Origin of the sequence: Vibrio sp. 10N.247.311.47 (assembly GCF_041467535.1) — a bacterium.
Taxonomy (GTDB): domain Bacteria; phylum Pseudomonadota; class Gammaproteobacteria; order Enterobacterales; family Vibrionaceae; genus Vibrio; species Vibrio crassostreae_C.
The window spans coordinates 1-21,298 of record NZ_JBFSUR010000050.1 but is presented as its reverse complement, the minus strand read 5'-3'; the positions used below and the strand labels follow the sequence as shown (position 1 = coordinate 21,298).

Annotated in this window: 15 protein-coding genes; 3 read left to right on the top strand and 12 right to left on the bottom strand. The window is 44.0% G+C overall.

What is annotated here, in order from left to right; translation table 11 throughout:
* Positions 1–153: 153 nt before the first annotated feature.
* Together AB6E51_RS22600 and AB6E51_RS22595 are read right to left on the bottom strand one after the other, a co-directional pair.
* Positions 154–1,836 carry an alkaline phosphatase family protein gene (locus AB6E51_RS22600; protein ID WP_017069461.1) on the bottom strand — a complete coding sequence of 561 codons (1,683 nt, stop codon included), beginning with the start codon at positions 1,834–1,836 and terminating at the stop codon, positions 154–156.
* A 165-nt stretch (positions 1,837–2,001) separates the two neighbouring features.
* Positions 2,002–2,790 carry an SUMF1/EgtB/PvdO family nonheme iron enzyme gene (locus AB6E51_RS22595; RefSeq protein WP_017060470.1) on the bottom strand — a complete coding sequence of 263 codons (789 nt, stop codon included), beginning with the start codon at positions 2,788–2,790 and terminating at the stop codon, positions 2,002–2,004.
* A gap of 137 nt (positions 2,791–2,927) precedes the next feature.
* Between AB6E51_RS22595 and AB6E51_RS22590 the strand changes: the two genes are divergently transcribed.
* Positions 2,928–4,259 carry an anaerobic sulfatase maturase gene (locus AB6E51_RS22590; protein ID WP_372059103.1) on the top strand — a complete coding sequence of 444 codons (1,332 nt, stop codon included), beginning with the start codon at positions 2,928–2,930 and terminating at the stop codon, positions 4,257–4,259.
* An 87-nt stretch (positions 4,260–4,346) separates the two neighbouring features.
* Positions 4,347–5,405 carry a hypothetical protein gene (locus tag AB6E51_RS22585; RefSeq protein ID WP_372059102.1) on the top strand — a complete coding sequence of 353 codons (1,059 nt, stop codon included), beginning with the start codon at positions 4,347–4,349 and terminating at the stop codon, positions 5,403–5,405.
* A 114-nt stretch (positions 5,406–5,519) separates the two neighbouring features.
* Here AB6E51_RS22585 and AB6E51_RS22580 read toward each other — a convergent pair whose 3' ends face one another.
* From AB6E51_RS22580 to AB6E51_RS22535, 10 genes are all read right to left on the bottom strand, one after another.
* Positions 5,520–6,572: a sulfate ABC transporter permease gene (locus AB6E51_RS22580; RefSeq protein WP_102428975.1), complete on the bottom strand. Its 1,053-nt coding sequence runs from the start codon at positions 6,570–6,572 to the stop codon at positions 5,520–5,522.
* 1 nt (position 6,573) lies between these two features.
* Positions 6,574–7,050, bottom strand: coding sequence for a hypothetical protein (locus AB6E51_RS22575; RefSeq protein ID WP_017060466.1), 477 nt, complete (start codon positions 7,048–7,050; stop codon positions 6,574–6,576).
* Positions 7,051–7,060: 10 nt separating this feature from the next.
* On the bottom strand, positions 7,061–10,264 hold the full coding sequence (locus tag AB6E51_RS22570) for a response regulator (protein WP_372059101.1): 3,204 nt from the start codon (positions 10,262–10,264) through the stop codon (positions 7,061–7,063).
* Positions 10,265–10,477: 213 nt separating this feature from the next.
* Entirely contained in the window at positions 10,478–10,852 is a 375-nt protein-coding gene (locus AB6E51_RS22565; RefSeq protein ID WP_372059100.1) for a hypothetical protein, read from the bottom strand.
* Positions 10,853–10,960: 108 nt separating this feature from the next.
* Positions 10,961–13,099 (bottom strand): ATP-binding cassette domain-containing protein, encoded by a 2,139-nt coding sequence (locus AB6E51_RS22560; RefSeq protein WP_017067905.1) that lies wholly within the window; start codon positions 13,097–13,099, stop codon positions 10,961–10,963.
* Complete coding sequence (locus AB6E51_RS22555) at positions 13,096–14,682, bottom strand: ABC transporter transmembrane domain-containing protein (RefSeq protein ID WP_102332851.1); 1,587 nt, start codon at positions 14,680–14,682, stop codon at positions 13,096–13,098. Before AB6E51_RS22555 ends, AB6E51_RS22560 begins: the two co-directional genes overlap by 4 nt.
* Positions 14,672–16,096 carry a TolC family protein gene (locus tag AB6E51_RS22550; RefSeq protein WP_372059099.1) on the bottom strand — a complete coding sequence of 475 codons (1,425 nt, stop codon included), beginning with the start codon at positions 16,094–16,096 and terminating at the stop codon, positions 14,672–14,674. The genes AB6E51_RS22555 and AB6E51_RS22550 overlap by 11 nt, the downstream gene beginning before the upstream one ends.
* The gene (locus AB6E51_RS22545) at positions 16,071–18,302 is read right to left on the bottom strand and encodes a response regulator (RefSeq protein ID WP_372059098.1); all 2,232 of its coding nucleotides are present in this window, start codon (positions 18,300–18,302) and stop codon (positions 16,071–16,073) included. Before AB6E51_RS22545 ends, AB6E51_RS22550 begins: the two co-directional genes overlap by 26 nt.
* A gap of 3 nt (positions 18,303–18,305) precedes the next feature.
* Positions 18,306–19,655 carry an HlyD family type I secretion periplasmic adaptor subunit gene (locus AB6E51_RS22540; RefSeq protein WP_017060459.1) on the bottom strand — a complete coding sequence of 450 codons (1,350 nt, stop codon included), beginning with the start codon at positions 19,653–19,655 and terminating at the stop codon, positions 18,306–18,308.
* A 12-nt stretch (positions 19,656–19,667) separates the two neighbouring features.
* On the bottom strand, positions 19,668–20,018 hold the full coding sequence (locus AB6E51_RS22535; protein WP_065584860.1) for a hypothetical protein: 351 nt from the start codon (positions 20,016–20,018) through the stop codon (positions 19,668–19,670).
* 190 nt (positions 20,019–20,208) lie between these two features.
* Here AB6E51_RS22535 and AB6E51_RS22530 point away from each other — a divergent pair.
* Positions 20,209–21,298, top strand: a 1,090-nt coding sequence (locus tag AB6E51_RS22530; protein ID WP_372140201.1) for a cadherin-like domain-containing protein, incomplete at its 3' end; no start/stop codon positions are given.

The following is a 21,298-nucleotide window of genomic DNA, read 5'->3' as shown; positions in this document are numbered from 1 at the left end:
CATATCACTTACTACCGTTTTTGTTTTTAGTTCCCGCTAATCCGCGATGAACCTTATTTGTTTCGACCTAGTGAGTCAGAAACAGATAAACGGCTCTTTTATTGAGTGGGTGCTGGATTCGAAATCTAGCTCACGAAACCTTAGAGATTGAGTCTACTCAGTGATCTCTTGCAGCACTTCTCCGATTGACCCGCTTGGTTGGGTGATACCCAGTTTGTTCGAAAGCGTTGGCGCAATGTCATATGGCGTCACTGGTCGCGATACCTTCTTAGCTTCAACGTCGTAGCCTGCAAAGATCACAGGCACATGAGTGTCGTATTTCCACGGAGAACCATGTGTAGAGGCAATTTGGAGGCCTTCCATGTCGTTAATGTAGCTGCGCGGTGCAAATACTACGTACACGTCGCCAGAACGAGCAGGGTGGTAGTTGTTTTTAATTAGCTGCATCACATGCGTATCCGGTACTCGGTTAGCCGCAATGTCACTACTTGATACAGCAAACGCAACACCTTTCACTTTTGCAATTTCATCCGCAATAGCTTCTTGGACCTTAGCCAGATCAAGCTTCTTCTCAGCGATCAGATCATGATTCAGATAGATGTAAGGTTGTGCGTACAAGCGAATCGCGTCTTTGGTTAAACCAAATTCATCCTTCAATCGTTTCTCAACACCACTCGAGAGTAGTGTGTCTTTATTGAAGTATTGAGCTTGATTGAAACCAAGCGCATTTGCCGCAGGTGAAGATTCAGGTACACCGTGGTCGGCAGACAGCACAATCAATGTGTTTTCTAGCCCGACTTGGTTATCCACGGTTTTGAAAAGCTTAGCGAGAGTCTTATCAAGTCGGATAAGGTTGTCTTCTGTTTCTAGGCTTTCAGGGCCGTAAAGGTGCACCACGTAGTCATTTGATGAGAAACTCACTGACAGATAATCGGTCACGTCGCCTTGGCCAAGCTTCTCTTGCATCAACAAGGTGCTAGCGAAGTTTTCCGTGATTTCGTCACCAGCAGGGCTGACGGTTAGCGTTGTGCTGTAGTACTTGTAACTTGCCGGGCCATAAGGATGAGGGAAGGTGCGTTGGAAGTCACCGAGTTTCACTTTGTGTTCGGTATCGTGTTCTTGCAACGTGTATTTATCACGCGGTAATGAGAGCTCCCATTTCTGTTTGGAATACTGAGCAGCAATCGCTTTCTCGTTCCAGCGTGATACCCAATCTGGATACTCGTCATAGTAATAGTTACTGGTGACAAACTCCGATTGTGCTTTGGAGAACCAGAAGGCTTTACCACTGTGTCCTGCCAATGAGATTGCGCCGCGGTCTTTCACTGATACACCGAATACTTTTGATTTGCCACTATTGGAAATCGTCAGTTCGTCACCAAACGTGGTGGAGAGTATTGGCTCTGGAGAGCGGCCATCGCCTTGTGCTGTCTTCTGCGTTGGGTCGATCTCTGTTGCTTTATCGACACCTGCACCAGAGGTCAGCATTTGGTAGTTACCGTCTTCTACGTTATACACCAAACGTTCTTCGCTACGGTCATACCAAACGTTACCTACCATGCCGTGTACGCTCGGTGGAGCACCTGTTGCAAGCGACACATGGCCCACGATCGTTTCCGTGTTGCCATGTTGGTAGTTTGCGTTGGTGTAGTAGGTACCATCATCCATTAAGTACCGGAAACCGCCTTCACCGAAGTTGTGCTTATATCGTTCGATTAGATCTGCGCGCAGGCCATCTACCGTGATTTGAAGGACTAGATTTGGCTTTTCCTCAGCTGAAGCTGGGAGAGCGCAGAGTAACGCGAGGGTTAGTCCTGAAAGCTTGGTGTATTGCATAGAGTTTCCTTATTCACAGTTGCCGCTGAGTTCTAATGTTTGGTCAGGTTTCCAACGTTTGGCCAGATTTGTAACGTGTGTGCAGTGCGAATCGTATTTTTAGTATTGTTGGTGACGATTAGTGAACCATAACCTTCGGCATCTTTAGTTAGTTCGCTTCGTTAGCTAGTTCACATCCTTAACTAAACGCAGCCCCATATCTGACATAGTGATCGATTGGCTTGCGAAGTCACGACGGTAACTTTCAGATTCATTTTCGTCATAAGCAAAGCTGCCACCGCGAACCGATTTGTGTGATAAACCGACGTCGCTGTGTTTTGCGTTGTTAGGGTTGTCTGTTGGACCGAATCGGTAGAAGGTGTCATCGAAGGCATCGATAACAAACTCGCCCACGTTTCCTGTCATGTCATATAAGCCTAGTTCATTTGGTTTCTTTAGCCCGACTGGATGTGCGCTATTTTTAGAATTTGCTGAGTACCACGCAACATCATCTAAGTTATTGGAACCACTGTAAGTATAGCCTTTACTTTTATTGCCACCTTTGGCTGCAAATTCCCATTCAGCTTCAGTAGGCAGACGGTATTCTTCACCCGTTAATTCATTCAACTGCTCAACAAAATAGTTTGCTTGCTGCCAACTAAGGTTATTGACCGGAACTTGTGGGTTTTGGAAATAACTGAGAGATGAACCCATCACCGATTCGAACAATTCTTGAGTCACCTCGAACTTCGCAATATAGAAACTATCTACAGTTACATTACGTGCAGGACGCTCTGCTTTGGTCGCTTCTGGACCGTTCGACCCCATGGTGAATGTGCCGCCTTCAACCAACACCATCTCTTGGTCAATTTGTTGGGCGATGGGGTGTGTAGGCACGCTTGCACAGCCACTCAGAAGGATAGTCATGGTGACGCTGCTAATTGTTGCTAACTGTTTGTAATTAAGAAATTTCATCACGTGCCTCAGATGTTCGAAATAGGGTCTAATTCTAACGTTTAAGGTCATTCCTATTGGTTATAAAGGGTATAACATGTCACCTGATCGAATAGGAATTATGATGGGTCCAGAATACTAAAATAGGTAGGTAAATCATGCATATTACTCAAGGTCCACAATATAGCGGTAAAGCGTCTAAGCGCTTGCATGTCATGGCTAAGCCGATTGGCGCAGCATGCAACATTGACTGTAAATATTGTTACTACCTAAGTAAGCAAGATTTGTTGGAGTACAAGAAAGGCAGTTCTCCAAGAATGGATGATGAAACGTTAGAGACGTATATCCGACAATACATCGAAGGCCAGAATACGCCGGAAATTATCTTCTCATGGCAGGGTGGTGAACCTACCATGCTTGGTTTGGCCTATTTTGAACGTGTGGTTGAACTACAGAAGAAGTACCAACCTGAAGGTGTATTGATTTCAAACGACTTACAAACCAATGGCACGTTACTGAATGACGATTGGGGACAGTTCTTAGCAAAGAATAACTTCTTGGTCGGCTTAAGTATTGATGGCCCAGAGATGCTGCATAACGCCTACCGTACTAACCGAGCCGGTCGTGGTACGTTCAAACAAGTGATGGCGGCTGTTGAGCTGTTGCACAAGCACCAAGTGAAATTCGCGACGTTAACCTGCGTGAACAACCTGACCAGTCAAAATGCACTAGAAGTGTACCGATTCTTACGTGATGTGGTGAAGTCGCCACAAATGCAGTTTATTCCTATCGTTGAACAGAAAACGTTCCGAACGGTTGCACCACAAACATCCCAAGTAAGCGAGCAGCTTAAACAAGGCGACAAACGCCTGATCCCCGGCCATAAAGATTCGATCATGGAATCGTGGTGTGTGTCGGATTTGGCTTGGGGTAATTTCCTTATTTCTGTATTTGACGAGTGGGCTAAGAACGACATCGGTAAGGTGTTTGTTCAGTATTTTGAAGCGAGCGTAGAAACATGGATTGGGCGTCCGAACCCACTGTGTACCTTGAACGAGATATGCGGAAAGGGCTTAGCAATGGAGTCAAATGGCGATGTTTTCTCATGCGACCATTATGTTTACCCTGAATACAAGATTGGTAATATTCATCACGAGAAACTTGATGATTTGGCGTACAGCGCACCACAGCAAAAGTTTGGTTTTGCTAAATCCCGCACACTGACCAGTCAATGTCAGCAGTGTGATTACAAGTTCGCTTGTCATGGTGAGTGCCCTAAGAACCGCTTTATCAAAACTCGTGCAGGCGAACCGGGCTTGAACTACTTATGTGCAGGTTGGCATAAGTTCTTTTCTCATGTCGATAAGTCGATGGCGTACATCGCTCGTGCAATGGGGCATCCGGTTGCTCATGGTAAATTCAGCGACTCAGTATTGATGGCGCACCGAGCAAAACAGGCGCAACAAGCCACGTTCGAGACCAAGTTTTAACTCGTTCTTTGGATCAACAGGTCCAAGAAAAATTTAATCAGATACGAGTCTAAGGACAGGCTAAGTTCTCCAGTTTAAGGTAATACTATGATGAAGAAGAGTTTAGCGACGGCTGTTGCTTTATTGATTTCAACGTCCGCATTAATTTCAACGTCTGCGATGGCTGCGAATAGCGTACAGCAAACGGTTGACGCGCCAGCACAAAATATCAATCAAGTGCTTGAAATGACGGACACTCAAACCCGCATTCAACAGTTGTCTTACATGGCACAAGATCAGAATCAATCTGTTGAAAATCGTACTGGTGCACTGCAAGAGCTTGCTTCATATCCAAGCCAAAATGCGCTGGTGGCGGTGGCAAGAGGCTTAAAAGATCAAAACCCTGAAGTTCGTGAAGCGGCGGTTATCGGTTCTGAACCTTACCAACTTGAACATCGCTGGGCGTTAGTTTCACCCTTGCTAAAAGACAGCGATACCATGGTTCGCCATACGGCAACGTCAAACCTAGTCCGTGACTTCAATGCATTGGATGACGAGCAGAAAGCACAAATTGAACCACCAGTCACAGAGCTTATTAGCTTCTTGGAAACGCAAGAATCTGAAAAGTACCAATTACTGTTTGCTGATGTGCTTCGTTGGCACAATGACTGGGATAAGGCGGAAACGGTTTATCTAGAGCTGATCAATACGCATCCAAAAGAAGCGCAAGTTTGGTTGAGCTACGCAGATAATTTTCGAGCTCAGAACAAAGATAAGCAAGCAGTCGAAGTATTAGATCGTGGTTTGGAGAGCGTGCCAAACAACGCCGCTCTGCATTATTCGAAATCGTTGACTCTGGTTCGCCTTGAAGACAAAACTGCGGCAGCCAAAGAGATTGAAGTGGCTGCGAAGCTAGCGAAAAATAACAGCTACTACTGGTACCTAAATGGGGTATTACAAGAAGAGTTGGATATCGACAAGTCGACTAAATCGTTCGAGAAAGCATATTTGATCTCTGGTTCTCCAGAGCAGCTATACGCGGTATGCGATATCTATGTGCGCTACGGAAATGAAAAGACCGATGATTGCTTAGGTGAGCTAGGTAAAGTAGCTCCTGACTATGTTATTGATCAGTTGAAAGATAAACGAGTCGCGCCAAGCTCATAATCTTTAGATGGGTTAATGGTAAGCTGATAAACCGTTATTGAGAAAGCCAGTCGAATATTCGACTGGCTTTTTTGGATCTTAATTGCTGCAAGTGACCATCGATTTGAATTCGAGCTAAAAAACAAAACTCAACATGATGGTGTAGAGCAATGCATCTTTATCGGTTTTAGGGGCGTCAATAAAGGCACCGTTTGACCTACGAGCTTCGAAGAATTGCATTTCACCATTGATAGATATATTTGACATCAAGTCGTAATCTACACCAACTAAGTAGCTACTCCCTTCTAAGTGCTCATTGGCGTTAAATTGCGCGCCGTATACTACGTAAGGTGTGAATACTCCTAAATGGTAACCTAGGCTGGCGTACATGGATGAAGAAACGTCACTGATTTGACCTTCGCTCGCCAATACCGCTTGGCCAAATTCATATTCAGCGCCTAGCGACCAAAGTTGGATGTGTTGGTTGTCTGCTGTTGGAAGCGTGCCAACGTTTTCAATTTTTGTCGTTTGATCGAAATTTGAATCAAGGAAAGATAAGTTCCAACGATAGTTATCACCACTTAATTGAAGGTTTGCACCGAACATTCGGTTGGTTTCAAATTCCAGTTTTGTAGTCGAGTTGAAATCTACGTCATTTTTATCTTTTATGCCGATAAACGGAGTAAGTAAAAGAGTAGCTTCGTCACTGACATCATGAGTCCAGCTCACTTTTATACCGTTGAAAGCTGTGACTCCGAGAACGCTGTTATACACCTCTGTCGGTGGCCTTGCTGTCATATAGGCTTGGCCCACATAGTAGTACTCAGAGGCAAGGAATAATGGTAGTCGTAATCGACCAATGCTGACATCAAAGTCATTAAATTCATAACCTAAGTAAGCCCACTCTAGCTGCGGCTCACTCCAATCATATTGGGGTGGCTTGACAACTTGCACGGAAGCTTTGAATGAGTTGTAGAAGTAATCGAGTTGAACACCAAATGTGGTATCACAGTCGTAACAGCTCTCATCAGTAAAACCGCGGTTGATGATTAATGGATTATCGTTATCCGATGTTGCCCAAGACGTTGAGCCAAAGCCACTCAAGGATAAATTATCGGTAAGTTCGATATTCGCAAAAGCCGGAGAGGCCATTGAGGCACATAACACTGACGTAATTATTCTTTTCATATTATTTCTCCGAACTTATAACGTAGAGAACGTTGGCATTTTGAGGAACCGAAGAGAGTGGGGAGTAACCAATACGGTTTGGTTTGTCATCAAGCCAGTCGACTAAGCTGTCGGTTGACGCCGTTTTGATTTCTCTTGGATAACGCGCTTTTCCTGAAAAAGATAAACCAGCCCAGTGTGCATTCATTTGAGCGGCATTTTTTCCAAGCAAAAGCTGATAAAAGTCCTCTCTTTCGGCACTGTTCTCAGGCCAATCAGACAGTTCAACACGTTTGCCATTGAGGTGCTTAGTTTTCCCTCTATAGAGCTTTCGCGCTTTGTTTATTGATATCTCTTCAAATCCGGAGTCTAAAGAAAATATGGCATAATCTTCAGCGGCGTGAGCAGGGCTTAGAAAAAGCAAGCTTCCTAATAGCCCTACCGCGACTGGCAACATGACTCTGCGGGGAAGTGTTTTTATTGTTCTAATCCAATCCATGAGGTATCTCCTAACAAGTCGCACTTTCTATTTGATGGAATAGCTTTTCTTTTCTTACGGGCTTCGCTACGTATCCATCCATTCCGGAATCAAAGCACTTTTGAATATCATCATCGATAACACTAGCGGTTAACGCGATAATAGGAGTTTTGCTTAAGCCTTGGTTTTTCTCGTGTTCTCGAATCTCCTTAGTTGCCGTGAAACCGTCCATAACAGGCATCATGCAATCCATCAAAATAATGTCGAAGCTACTGTCGTTCTGGTACATATCAACGGCAATTTGTCCGTTGTCTGCAATTTCAAAGGCATATCCGGCCTTCTTCAGCATGATAGAAGCTACTTTTTGATTGACGCGGTTGTCTTCGACTAGCAATATTCTCTCTGATTTGCTCGGAATTGCGTTTTGTTCCGCTTCTTCAGGCAAAGTACGTTTGGTCGCAGCCCCGTTGATAATTGGAGTGACAGTTGCAGGTTGTTTCTTAGGTTGAGCTTTATAGGAAGCTGGTAGTGGCATAGCTTCTACCGCGGTGAGTACTTTCTCTTTAAGCATTTCGAACTTGAATGGTTTTGGTACATAGTCATCCATACCAACGTCGAAACACCTCTGAATATCGTCATCGATGACACTGGCGGTCAATGCAATGATAGGGATGCGTCGCGTCGCTTCTGTTTCTTTTTCAATTCTTCGGATGTTGCTTGTTGCATCAAAGCCATCCATAACCGGCATCATGCAGTCCATGAGTATCACCGCGTAATGAGGATTAGCGGTGAACATGTCCACAGCTTCTTGACCATTATTAGCGAACTCGAATTCAAAACCACTTTTACCGACATGAAGACCAGCAATTTTTTGGTTGATCTTGTTGTCTTCAACGATGAGGATTTTGTGTTGGATCTCGACTGATGTCTGGCTTGCTTCTGATAGTTCCGCCAAACCTCGTGTATCACAAAGCTCAATAGCTTTAATTAAACGCAAGCCGAGTAGGGGCTGTGCGACTTGTGCAGTAACGCTGTCACCAAGATTCGCTGGCTCACTTAAGAAGGAACGTATCAAACAGATAGTGATGCCGTTTTGGTGCAGCTTTTCTAAGTTATCTGCGTGGGTATTAGCTAGGAATGCGTCATCTTCGGAGAAAACAACAGTAATAGGTTTAGTGTGTTTTTGAGTGGAGAGCTGCTCTGTAATTGCCGTTATATCATTCGTTTTATCGGTAACCTTCAAACCATAAAGGTTAAGGTCGGACTCGATTCGCTCGGAGAGCATGTTTTCGTTACCCAGCACATAAATATCAGCCGTTGCTGTACTTGGTTTTGGCAGTATCAAGTCAACAGGCAATACCAAGTCGAAGTAGAAACAGCTTCCTTCACCTTTGACGGAGTCGAGTTGAATTTGACCACCCATCAGCTCTACCAACTGTGTACTGATGGCTAGACCAAGACCAGTACCACCAAATTGACGTGTGGTTGAATCGTCTTCTTGAGCGAACGGTTCAAATATCTGTTTTTGTTGCAGTGAATCGATACCAATACCCGTATCTCGTACAGCAAATCGAATGGTGGCATTGTTATCTGCTTTGTTGAGCGTTTGAATTGATAATGTGACGCCACCTTCAGCCGTAAACTTCACCGCATTCGACATAAAGTTCATCAAGATCTGTCTTAAACGGTGATCGTCTATCATCACGCGTGCTGGTGTATCTGGGCTGATATCAACGTTAATCGATATTCTTTGTTCTTTCGCTTTTGGTGCCACAATAGAGGCGATGTCGTATATCGACTCTCTAATCGATGCAGAATGCGGGCTGATTAATAGCATGCCAGACTCAATTTTAGAGAAGTCTAAGATATCGTTGATTAAGCTAAGGAGCAGTTGGGATGAAGTTTCGATCGTATCAACATAGTCACGTTGTGTCGGTGTAAGCGGCGTATCTGCGAGGATTTCCGAAATACCAATAACACCATTGAGCGGGGTGCGAATTTCATGAGACATGTTGGCCAAGAAGCTACTTTTTGCTTTGCTGGCTTGTATTGCGTTGTCTTTCGCGTGTTCGGCATCCTCTTTGGCTCTCTCTGCGTCTTCTTTTGCTACCGTCAATTTCTCTTTCGCGAGCTCTCGTTCGATGGTCAATCGTTCAACTTGCTGAGCAAACAGACTGAGTTCATCTTTACCTTGGATTAATTTATCTAAAGAAGGGCGCGTGTCATCATTTTCGCTTTTTAAGAAAGCTAACACCAAATTAAGGTTGTTAGTGACTTGTCTCGCCAAGCTAAGAGTTAAACCCATAACAATCGCAGCCAGCAAAGCGACGATTGAAATAAACAGGGTTCGTTGTATTTGCGCGTCATAGATGGCTTGCTCAACTTCTTGTTGAAACTCTTGCTTGATTACGCCGCCAAGGCTTTGTAATAAGTTGAGCCGTGCGCTCATCGCTTCTAAGCCGACAGACACTTCTTGTGGCGTCAGTTGGCTGATTGTATTTAGGTCGAGTAGCGCGCTTCTTATCTCTTGGCTTTGAGCAAACACATCATTTCGAAACACTTCAACCATCAAAGAAACTTGATGTTCGTTGGCGTTCAATGAAACAAAGCGCTCTAAGAACAATTGCTGTCTTTCACTCAAGGTTTTGATCTGTTCGGCGAGTTCTGGGTCGTACTCTTGGCTGATTTGGAAGATCTCAATCAGTGAACTACCAAGCTTGAACTCTTCGTTCGACCAAAACATCAACCACTCAAGTTGTTGAAGGGCAGTGAGGTGCTGTTGAATTTCACGTTTAGTGTTTTCAAAAGGGACTTTCTCTACTTCAAGTAACAGTTGCTTGTATAAATCGCTCTGCCATTCGAGGGCATCCAATTTATCGTAAGTGTCAGTCACTTGCATCGTCGATAAGGTCGCTTCGCTGAAATCGGCAACAAGTTGATTCATTTCATCAGATGCGTCTAAAAAAATGATGGGAGACAGGTTTTTAAGTTCTGCCTTTACTTGGTTGCTTTGAGTAGCAAACTCTTCAGGGCTAGAGGCTAAGGTACTTCTATACAAAATAGAAATATCTTGAAGATAGACAGATAACTGATTGGTTCGTTCAAAATCGGTTAACTGAGTAGTTAATATATAAGCCTGTCTACCTGCTAGGAAGAGTAATAATGAAATGGGAAGTAGAACTAAGCCAAAGAGTTTATGTTTGACTGAAAGGTTATTCCAAACCGTAATCGCCATATAAGGATCCATCCAACTGTCGTTATATAAAAACAGTAGAATAAAAATGCCGATATGGAAACTTTGAAACGGTAAATTTTACGTAAGTGTGGGAGAGGTATAAGTTCTTGTGATTCCAGAGCTTATTTGGAAATGCGTTCTTTTATTAGTAATTTATAGCGTTTGGCAGTTTGTTTAATTTTATGCTTATTGATGAATCACTTAAAAAGCTTACTAATGAGGACGATTGTTATCGAGGCTTAATTCGAAAAGAAGTTGCTCTAATACGGTTTTTGCAGAGGGTTCTAATGTCCAAATACCGAGCACTCTGTTAAGTGCGGCGCGATACACTCTGTTTTTTAGTAGGAAGGCGAGTGTGCTCGTATCATTGCTGAATACGTGCATTTGTACGATGGTGAGCTCTGCTTTGTTCTCAATGTCTATTTTCTGAAGATTGAAAGCGGGTAGGAAGGCAGACTCATACCAAACCTCAACGATCTCTCGAAGCTCCATCTCTTCTTCAGGTACATCGCACTCCTGAAGTTGGTGGTTTTCAGGAATTGCGGATAAGTAAGCTACATCAAGCTTGTCTGCAACGAATGTGTACATATTCTTCCTTGTTACCTGTGGTATTGGGGCGAATCATCCCTCTCGCTTATGAATTTGTCAATTATATCCATTTCCCTAAATAGCGAATTGTGATTAAGCGTTGAGGTTTTAGCTTAAGCTGTTTAAGTATTTGTCTGTTAAGCCAAAATATTTCAAATTTCCATCCGGCTCTAACACTAAACTCATGTTTGATGTTGCGATCAAACCAGGGTCGTTGGTCGAAAAAATGACTGTTTTATTCAGCAACTTATCGCTGAACAAACGGTTAAAGTACTGCGCATTTTCATTTTCTGCACCATTGAATGGCTCATCAATAATAATCAGAGATTGCTCACAGTTACCTAAGCCGAGTGCCAGACGCAATTTTTGTTGAATTCCATTCGGGAGACTTTTGCATTTATCCACGCTTAACTGAGTAGCTAAGCCTTCCGGAAGCCATTCATCTAACTCGAAGAAGCTCACCATCTCTTGCATCTTGTCTGTTGGAATCAGCCCGTTGTGTAGAATGAAGTTGGTCTCGAGTGAGCCTTCAAAAATATGCAAATTAAAAGGGATGTAGTTAATCGAGGTGCGATAACGGTAGCTATTGAACTGTTTAATGTTGTAACCATCGACAGAGACTGCGCCTTGATAGCGGTCTTCTAACCCAGCAATGATTGAAATTAAGGTGGTTTTGCCGCAGCCCGTTGGGCCACAAATGACCACTTTTGCACTGGGTGGGATTTTGAACCCCAAGTTAGTTAAGCCGGTTGCTGCTCCCGCGTATCGGTGACTGACACCGCTGCCCACGATGCTGCCTTGGAACAGGCGAATAGGCGGGCTTTTCTCTAAGGTTAATTTGTCGTCATTCATCGACATTAAATTGTTGATCTGTGCGGACGAAGCTTTGATCGACTGGAACTTGGAAATTGAGTTATAGATACCCATGATTGGGCCTAACGCTTTCCAAACCAGAATAACGGTCGCGAGCATGGCACCCGCATCAGAAGTACCTTCCATCACGCCAATAACTGCAGTCACGATACTTGCTGTGCCAATCACTTGGATCAAACTACCGCCAGCGGCCTGAATCTTACTGTTCGTTACGGCAACGTTCTCTGCATCGCTGGTGCTTTGCATATGCGATGCGCTGAATCGAGATTGAACGACACGAAGTAAAGGCAGGCCTTGGATAGTCTTGATACCACGAAGAATTTCATTCCATTGATACGAAACCATCGCATTGGCACGCGAACTTTTGGATGTGGCTTGCGAGTAGATATAGCGCGAGTAAATACAGAACACTAACATCAGTATTAAGCCGCCCATCACCACCAATGCCGCTGTACCAGACATCAGAGCAATGGCGATGATAAATACGATCACAAACGGCATATCAAAATAGCTGAGCGTCGATTCGGCAGTCACCAAGCGTCGGAAGGTATCGATATCTTTCAAACGTGCTAGCTGAGAAGAGACCCCAGCAGTAGATGTCATCGCATAGGGTAGCCAAAGCAATTTAGATATAACGGCTTGCGAGATGTGCACGGCGAGGTCTTTACCGGAGGTCGCAATAATGTTGACGCGCATTTTCTTAAAAAAGTATTCAGAGAAGCCGACAATAATGGCGAATAAGGTTAGCCAATAGAGTGTGGCTTCGGAGCTCGAAGTCAGTGCGAAGTTATATACACTCATAATAAAGAATGGCTGCAATGCACCGAGAATACTGATGACGAAGCTGAGAATGATCAGGCTTTTAAGTTCATTGTTATAACGATAGAAAGCGTATTTAATCCAATTGCTTCTGTCTTGCGATTCCGGAGGTGGCTCGCGGAACAGACGAGAATATTCGCTAATCGCAATCAGCAAACAGGGCTTTTTGCACATTGGGTATTCAATGGTGTTGTTGTTCGTGTAATCAAACAGCAGCAACTTTCCGTCTTTGGTGCCTAAGAAAATCGCACTTAGATTCTCTATTTCAATAAAGCATGGCTGAGGGTGTTTATCTATATTCTCGAGTGTCTTTAATTTGGTCACATCACAGCGATACCCAAGACGCTCTATGGTTGCTGTAAAGCTGTCGCTGTCTTTGTGTTTCGGAATAAAAGCATCGCTGAGTATCGCGGGTGTGCCTTCCCATTCGAGTGCTATCAAGGTGTAGGCCAAACCGCGGATAAGTGGCGATTGACTGTAACGTTCGTCGTATCCGCTGGATTCAAAATCCAAGACACGTTGCGGTACATTATTGAAGTCGACTAAGATACTCATTGGTCACCTCCGGTAAGTTTTACGCGTTTGAGGCGATGGTTAAGCTTGTCCATTTTATTACTGGCGATGATCAAGATTTTGTCGTTGGCTCGATAAGCCGTACTGGTGAGAACCATTCGTGCAAATTCCTCATCAAACACACAGTCGATGTCATCAAATATCAATACGCGCTTACTGGCGAGCAGGGCGCGAACTAATAATAGGGCGTAGCCAACTTGGCGTGAGAATGGGTTACGCATATGGCCTTTGAGTTCTGTATAAAAACCGGCAGGAAGCCCATCAATTTGGGCTTTGATGTTCATGGTTTCACACAGTGCAAACGCCGTGTTATTCAAGCTTGGGCGGAAACAGGTGAGGTTATCGATAATCGTCCCTTCTACGAACGAACTGGTCTTATCAACCATCAGAACACTGTTACGCCAAACGTTGTAATTGACGTCATCCAAAGGCGTGTCGTTAATCATGATATCTAGTTTGCTATCACTGTTCTGACGCGTAATACAGTTAGCGAGGTGGGTCTTACCTGAACCACTTTTCCCTGTCAGCAAATAGGCTTGTCCGAGTTCGAACTCGATACGCTGCTTTTCAGAATACTTAACCGAGATACGTTCTACTTCTGTTGTTTCATGTTGGTGTTTAACAGAGGCGGCCAATTCAAGGAGGTCAACGATACGCTGAATATGGAGTTTGTTTAACTCCCAACGGCTCGCGGTGCGCATCACTTGTTGGTAAGGCGCAAAATAACGGTTGGTTAGCATGATGATCGCGGCCATGATGCCTTGGCTAGATTCCATATTGATAACGGCCGTTGCCAGTACCACAACAACGCAAGCAATGGATAGCTGTTGGATGAGCGCCAAAATCAAGCCAAAGTTCGACTCGATTTGCTCATATTTGATGTTCTCAACTTCGCGCTCTTCGACCATTTGTGTCATCAGGCTTTCAACGCGGTATTCCATATTTCGAGCTTTGATATCAAGCGGGCTAGAGATGATCTCAATGATTTTGGAGGTAGTTAACCCTTCGATGTCTGACTTATTCTGCAAACTACCAATCTTTTGTTTGGAAAGGCTCCACGCAAAAATAGCCAAGATGACAGAGGCAATCAGAAGGATAATGCCAGCCCATATGTTGATGAGTCCTATGATGAGGATAGTGATCACGCTGACGGCAAGGTTGATAAGCGCTCGAACCGATTCGCCACCAAAGAAGGTTTTCAATTCAGGAATGGTTGAGATTCGTTCTAGGTATTCGCCTGGCTCCAAACGTCGGAACTTAGAGATTTCCGCCAAACAGATGGATTGAAATACCTTATTGGTTAAGTTGGTCTCAAACTGCCTCATGATGACAGAGGAAATCTTCTCTTCCTGATTTTTTAAGTGATAGTCGAGGAAGATAGAAATCAAGATAATCGCGAACAATAAGAACAGAGTATCTTGTGCTTGGTTGGGTAACACTCGGTCAAAAATGATCAGAATGGAGAAGGGCAGTACCAAACCAAACAGGGTCGATATTATCGTTGAGAAAGTCAGATAACACTTATCTGCCATGTTGATCTTTTGCGAAAACTGCTCAGTTTGCATTGCGACCTCCTTTCCTCAACGACTCCGTTGAGAGAAGATGTTTAGGCACCAAATCTTGATTGTCTCGTCCCTCAATATCGCTCATTAATTGCATCACGCTTTCGATAGATTGAATTGAGAGTATTCCCTTAATTTGCTCAAGCTTGATGGTCTCGATGATGTAGTCGTATCGTGCGCTTTCGTAGTCTCTTAAGGCGCTGAATAGTTTACTTTCCGCCGCCAGCAAGTCGGTGATAGTACGCGTGCCCAATTGGTAGGCTCTTTGGATCCCTTTATAAGACGCGTAGTTGGCGCGAATGATGTTTTCGTAACTGCTTATAGACTGCGAGAAATCGTTAATGTTGAGCACGGAGGTATTCACACTGTTACGTGTGGTGTAAAGCGAATCTTGGTAAAGCAGCTCAGTACGTTCGATGGCCGTCGATGATTTTTGATAGCCGTAGTAATCAGAGCCACCAGACAAGATAGGAACTGCTAGGTTTAACCCAACACTGGTTGAGTTACTTTCGCCTGTCGCTGTAATGTCGGTTTTGTCGAAGTTATTGGCGTCATCGTGTCGATAGCTGGCTGAAAGCGATACGGTCGGTAAGAAGTTCGAACCGCTCTCTTTTAAGCTTCTGCGGCTTCTCTCGACGTTTTTCTTAGCCACTAACAAGTCGTTGTTGAGCTTTAACGCTTGATCCATGATTGATCGTTGTTCGGTTTCGTTTATCTCTTTTAAAGGCACACTTTCGTAGATATCTTGAGACGGAGTGATAGGGTATTGAATCTGAATCGATAGCCCGTTGAGAATGACGCGACGCTCTTTCTGCAAGGTTCTCAATCGATTCGACACACCTTCTTTCTGAGCAATCACTTCGTAAAGCTCACTGGCGGCTGTATTGCCGAGTTCCACATTGCGTCGCATTTGATGTTCACGCGTCTCAGACGACTTAAGCTCTACCTTGGTCGCTTTAATTTGTGCGTTGTTTTTCAAATACTCAAAGTATTGAGAGCCGATTTCTGAAATAGTGCTTTGGATTTTGTTCTCGTGTTTAATCTCTTCAATGTTGAAGTCGAGCTTTGCCGTCCCATATTTGAAAATATCGCCCAGATTGAAGATCGATTGAGAAAGGGAAAGGCTGTAGCTGTTCGAGTTATAGCTTGAAGTTTCATCAGGCACACTTGATAGCAAGGTTTCATTTTCATTCCATGTGGTATCGGCAGCACCATTGAGGGAAGGAAGAAATTTTGAGCGGCTGATACCAATGTTGTACTCGTTCTCTTCGACCCCTTTATCACTCGCCCGAAGAGAAAGGCTGTTCTGCAGACCGAGTTCTACCGCCTCAAGCAGGGTAGTCGCCGATGCTGAAGGTGTCGTGCTTAATGTAAGCGCAGCTATGATGCTGCTAGTTAAGTTTTTGTACCGCCACATACTTGTTGATCACCTTGATGATTTGGTCGCTTTTATAAGGTTTGCTGATTACGTAATCCATTCCGGCCTCAATACAAGCCTGGTGTTCGTTACTGCTGGTCAATGCGGTTGCACCTATGATGGTACAAGGGTTTTTCTCGTTTTCTTGTTCGAATTGGCGAATGCGTTTTGTGGCTTCGATGCCACCCATACCCGGCATGATGCAATCCATGAAGATGATGTCAGAACGCTTGTTCATAAAGTGCTTCACGGCATCGGCGCCATCGCCAACCATGTCTGGTTCATATTCTTGTTTGGTCAAGATTCGTTTCAGTAAAATTTGTTGAACTCGGTCATCCTCTACGATAAGGAATGAGCTGTTTTCCATCTGTTCTTCCGATGCTTCCGCTTCCATAATGGTGAGTAGGTTTGGAATGAACTCGTAAGGGATAGCAGGAGCGTTGATGATTTTGTCGACGAAGCTATGACACTCTTGTGCTTGCTGAGTGTTGGTCACTGACAACAGTAACTTGGTATTTGGGTGGTTCTTAAGCTGAGATTTCACCGTCTTGCTCAACGACGGCAGCTTGTTGGGTTCAAAGGTATCGGTGAGCATAATCGCATCGTAATCACCGAACGTTTTCGCCGCTGAGAAAAGCTCATTTGCAGTGCGAATCTCGGTGATATCAAGCCCCAAGTTACTGAGCATTTTCTTCATCACATCGATGCGAACTTGAGTATTAGCACACAAGAGTAAACGCTTGCCATCAAAGCGAGTTTTCTCTGTGTGGAAGTTCTTAGCCTTAAGATCAAGCTCGATCTGAAAACGTTCCTGAGCCCCTGACTGGAACCAGTGGCTCTCGTAATATCCGTAATCCTTCAGAACGCTTTTCGCTAAGTCATCTGTGCTGGCTGTATGGTCTTTGTGTGCGCTCCAATGGAGTTTGTTGAGCTTGGCAACAGAAACATCCAGTGTTGATAAGAAGTTGAGGTTGATGGTGACACGGGTATTTTCCATGTCTGAAGCCGCACCCGATTCAATCGTTACAAACAGTTTCTTATTTGATTTGAGTTGAATGGCATTGGAAAGCTGCAGGAACAATATCCAGAACAAGCTGGTGGATTGACCTTCTACACGATTGGGTAAGTTGTCAGAGATAAAACAGTCAAGTTGGCTTTCATTACGTTGTACTTTGGCACTGATATGAATCATTAATTCAGATAACACACTCAGTAAAGAGAACTCTTTCGACTTGCTTTCCGTACCCTGTGATATCAAGCGATTATAGTTTTCTGCTAACTCAGATAGTGTGCTACACGCAGAGGTAATATCGTTCGCCATCAACACGCCGTTTTCATCGGTTTCTTGAACCAGATATTGGACGCCACCGTTGATGGTGTTTGTAATTCCGCGAATCTCATAACCGATCAGCGCATACAACTGTTTGTAGAGATCGTTATTGCGCTTTTGGTCTTCTAATTTACTGAAAATAAGTTTGAGATGAGAGTAAATCTGACGCTGCTTGGGGTTGATGCTAACTTCATTAAGAAGCTCTTCAAGACGTTGTAAATCTAGCTGCTTCAGCTCTTGATACAGGGCATCGAATTCATAGTCGATTTCGCGTTCGTTAGAACTGGATTTCTTTAGCTTCAACATAGCAACTGAGTTGGATAGAATCGTAATCACAGCCAATATCACGACCACCATAAACAACCAGATAAAGAACTCGTTTTTTTCTGACATTAAGTCATTTGCATGGTTGTTAAACATGGTGCGATAGTTGTCGTCCATCTGCAGATAGTTATTGGTCAATGAAAGGTACAAGCCTAATACGTCGTTACGTGTTTTTGCGCTATCGGAGAAACGATTAATCGCCAATTCCAGTTGTGTGTATTCAGTTGCCCCAACCAAGCTGAACTCGGTTTTGTTCAACGAGGCTAAAGAGCGAAATTCATCAATTTCTAGCTTCAAGTTAACCAGGTTGAATTGGTTAGTGCCGCAAGTGTTGGTACTTAAACACTGTTGCAGAGTTTGAATATCTTGTTCTATGGTCTGATTAAGCTTCTGGGCTTGTATGAGCAGTGGGGCGCTTTGCACTTGTGCGACTGAATCTATTTTTGACCAAGAACAGTATAAATAGAAAGCGAGCGCAGCCAATACCACACTAAATAGTATGCTTAGACGTAGGGCGGGTATGGAAATATTGTACGAAGGTTTACCGCTCATTGATTATCTCTCATCGAAAGCATCCTCGATGGCTGACATCACCGGTTTCGCAGCGTATTCGATCACGCGACGCGAGCCTGTTTTCACATCAGCGGTAAACTCCATGTAAGGTGATAACTTGTATTGAGTGCCTCCTCGTTCAAGAAAGTTTCGGTCAATTTCAATCTCAGCTAAATAGAATTCAGCGTCTTCTTCTTCGTATGATGAACGGCTGATTGAGGCGATGGTTCCCTCAACAAACCCGTATTTTGCAAAGTTATAGGTATCCATTTTTACTTTCACTGCCTGACCAATTTCGACAAATCCCATGTCTTTACGTGGGATCTTCGCTTCACCGTGTAACGAATTATTTATTGGGGCAATATCGGCGATACTTTCTCCTGGCGGAATCACAGCAGAACGGAAATTGAAGTGAAGTTTATCGACCACACCATCGACTGGCGAGTAGACGACTAGGCGATCAACCTTGTCGGAATGCTGCGGTTGTAAGATTCGCTTTAGCTTGAGGTCTTTGTTCGCTTGAATGATTTGTGCTTGGTACTCAGAGTTTCGATTCTCAACCAAGTCACGGTGTTGCTTTTCCAGTTTGTCGAGTTGGAAACGCTCATTCATCACAGATTCGTCAAGGTTCTCAATCTCACGCACCATATTCGACTCTTGTACTTTCATGTTAAGAACGTCGACATAAGACGCCATCTCTTCTTTATAGAGGGTGTTTTTGATGTTGAGCTGCTTACGTATCAGAGAGAGTTGATTCTCTGAACTTTTGCGACGCTTTAACATTGAACTGATCAACGAGTTCTTGTGCTTAATATCGTGTGTAATGAGTTCTTCATTTGAACGGTTTTTAGAGAATTCTTGTCTCCAGGTATTCATGTTGACCTGAACTTGCTCAGGGTATTTCTCAATGAAAGCGTCGAAGTTAGGCTCTATCATGTCGCGTAAGCTTTCATAACGAATCTTATCGAGCTCTATCTGAATAATTTCAGTATTGACGGTATCAAGTTGAGTGTTACGGTCAAGTGAGCGTATTCGAGCGATAGGTTGGCCCTCATAAACGACTTCCCCTTTTCTGACTAATAATTCTTCTAATATCCCGCCTTCTAAATGCTGAACTTTCTCAACATCCGATTCCAATAGCAGTTCGCCACGTACAGAAACAACAATATCGATACGTGCTTGTGACGCCACCGCAATAGCGACCAAAGCGAGCAAGAATATAATGAGCAACGTTTTGTGAACGCTGGTCATGGCACTAGCAAGCACAATAGTGTCATCAGCTGTGACCTTAGAAGCCTCGTTATTGGAAACAAGTGCTTTTCTGAGGTGATGTTCTATTTGGTTATTGCTCATGACTGACCTCGGTTACTTGCCATCTATTACTTCCTTAATATCCAACAAGTGGTTGATTTGTCGATTGACGTTGTGCAATTCAGTTTTTACATCCTCTATTAGATCTTCCGGCGCAGGAAACTCGTGTCTACTCAAGTGTTCCAATTTGGCCATTTTTGGCGGAAGGTCTTGGTCGCAAAGCAACGTTAAGATGGTCTTCAATCGTTTTGAGTAACTGTTGAGTTCATCAAAACGATTACCTTTATGAAGCGCTTCTATATTTAGGGCTGCGTCAGAAAAGTCATTGTAAAAGTCGCCTAATAGCAATTGCAGCCCTTTGTGGTTGTTGTCGACCGAGCGCAACAAATTCGTCATGTCTATCATCGCTCCACTCCCTTAATTGCTTTAATCACAATAACTAAGGATCTTTAAAGGCAGTTTTCAAATTTTTTTTGATTCTTTCTCTTTAAAAAGAAATTATGAAAAATGTTGTATAAAAAATTGGTTTTTCAAAATGATGTCCTTTAATGCCTCTATAAATACGATCAGTTAGCTAGTAGCAACGGAGGCTGTAATGGCAGGCGAAAATAACCAAAACAACCAAAATGAAGATCTAAATGACGCGGTAGAACAAACGGACACGAACGACGCGGGTACGCCCTCCCAACAGCAGAATCAACAAAATCAACAAAACACGATTGCGTCGACAATAGCGACGGGTGCTGAAAATGCGGATGCGGCAGACGAAGTTAACCAGGCTTTAGACGAAAATCCGAGTGGTGCAGGTAATGCTGAAGATGCCTCTGCTTCTGGTGCGGCTGTACAAGAAGAGACGCCAGAAAGTGATGGAGATTCAGACGCTGCACAATCCAATGTAGTTGGTGGAGCCGCTTCTGAAGCTGGCTCGGATAACGCTGCTGGCAGTGGTGGCGGTGCTGGAGCGGGCGCACAAGCTGTAGGTGGTGATATCGCAGAGGCTGCGACAGGTGGTGTAGACGCTGAAGGTAATGAAGAACAAGGCCAAGCTGCGCGTACTTCAGCAGCGCCGAGTGCGACATCTTCAGAGTCGGGTGACCAACAAGTTGGTGATGAGCTAGATTCACAAACAGTAGAAGAGACGTTTGCAGTTGATGTTCAAGCTTCTGACGAAGAGACCATTAGCGAAGTAGAGGATGACTTTGATTCTGAAACGTTAAGCGAAACGTTTAAAATCAAAGTGGAAAGTGAAAATGATGCGCCAGAAGCTGAACAAGATCTGGCTTACATCATGGATGAAGATGGCTCCATAACATTCACTCAAGAACAATTACTCGAATACGCAAGTGATGTAGATGGGGACGAGCTTGTTGCTTCTAACGTTCAAGTTGGTGATGATGCAACAGTTCAAGACAATGGTGATGGTACTTTCACCGTTGTTCCTTCAGCTGATTTTAATGGTGAACTTGACCTTACTTTCGACATCAGTGACGGCCAAGAAACGATTAGCAGCGCAATTGATTTAACGGTACGCCCGATTAATGACGCGCCTGTTTCTGAAGATAAAACGTTTGAAATCGAGGAAGACGGAACTCTTGTATTCACCGACGCTGACCTCCTTTCTGGTGCGACAGACATTGAAGGTGACAACCTAACGGTTGAAGGTGTGACCTACGATGGTGGCGACG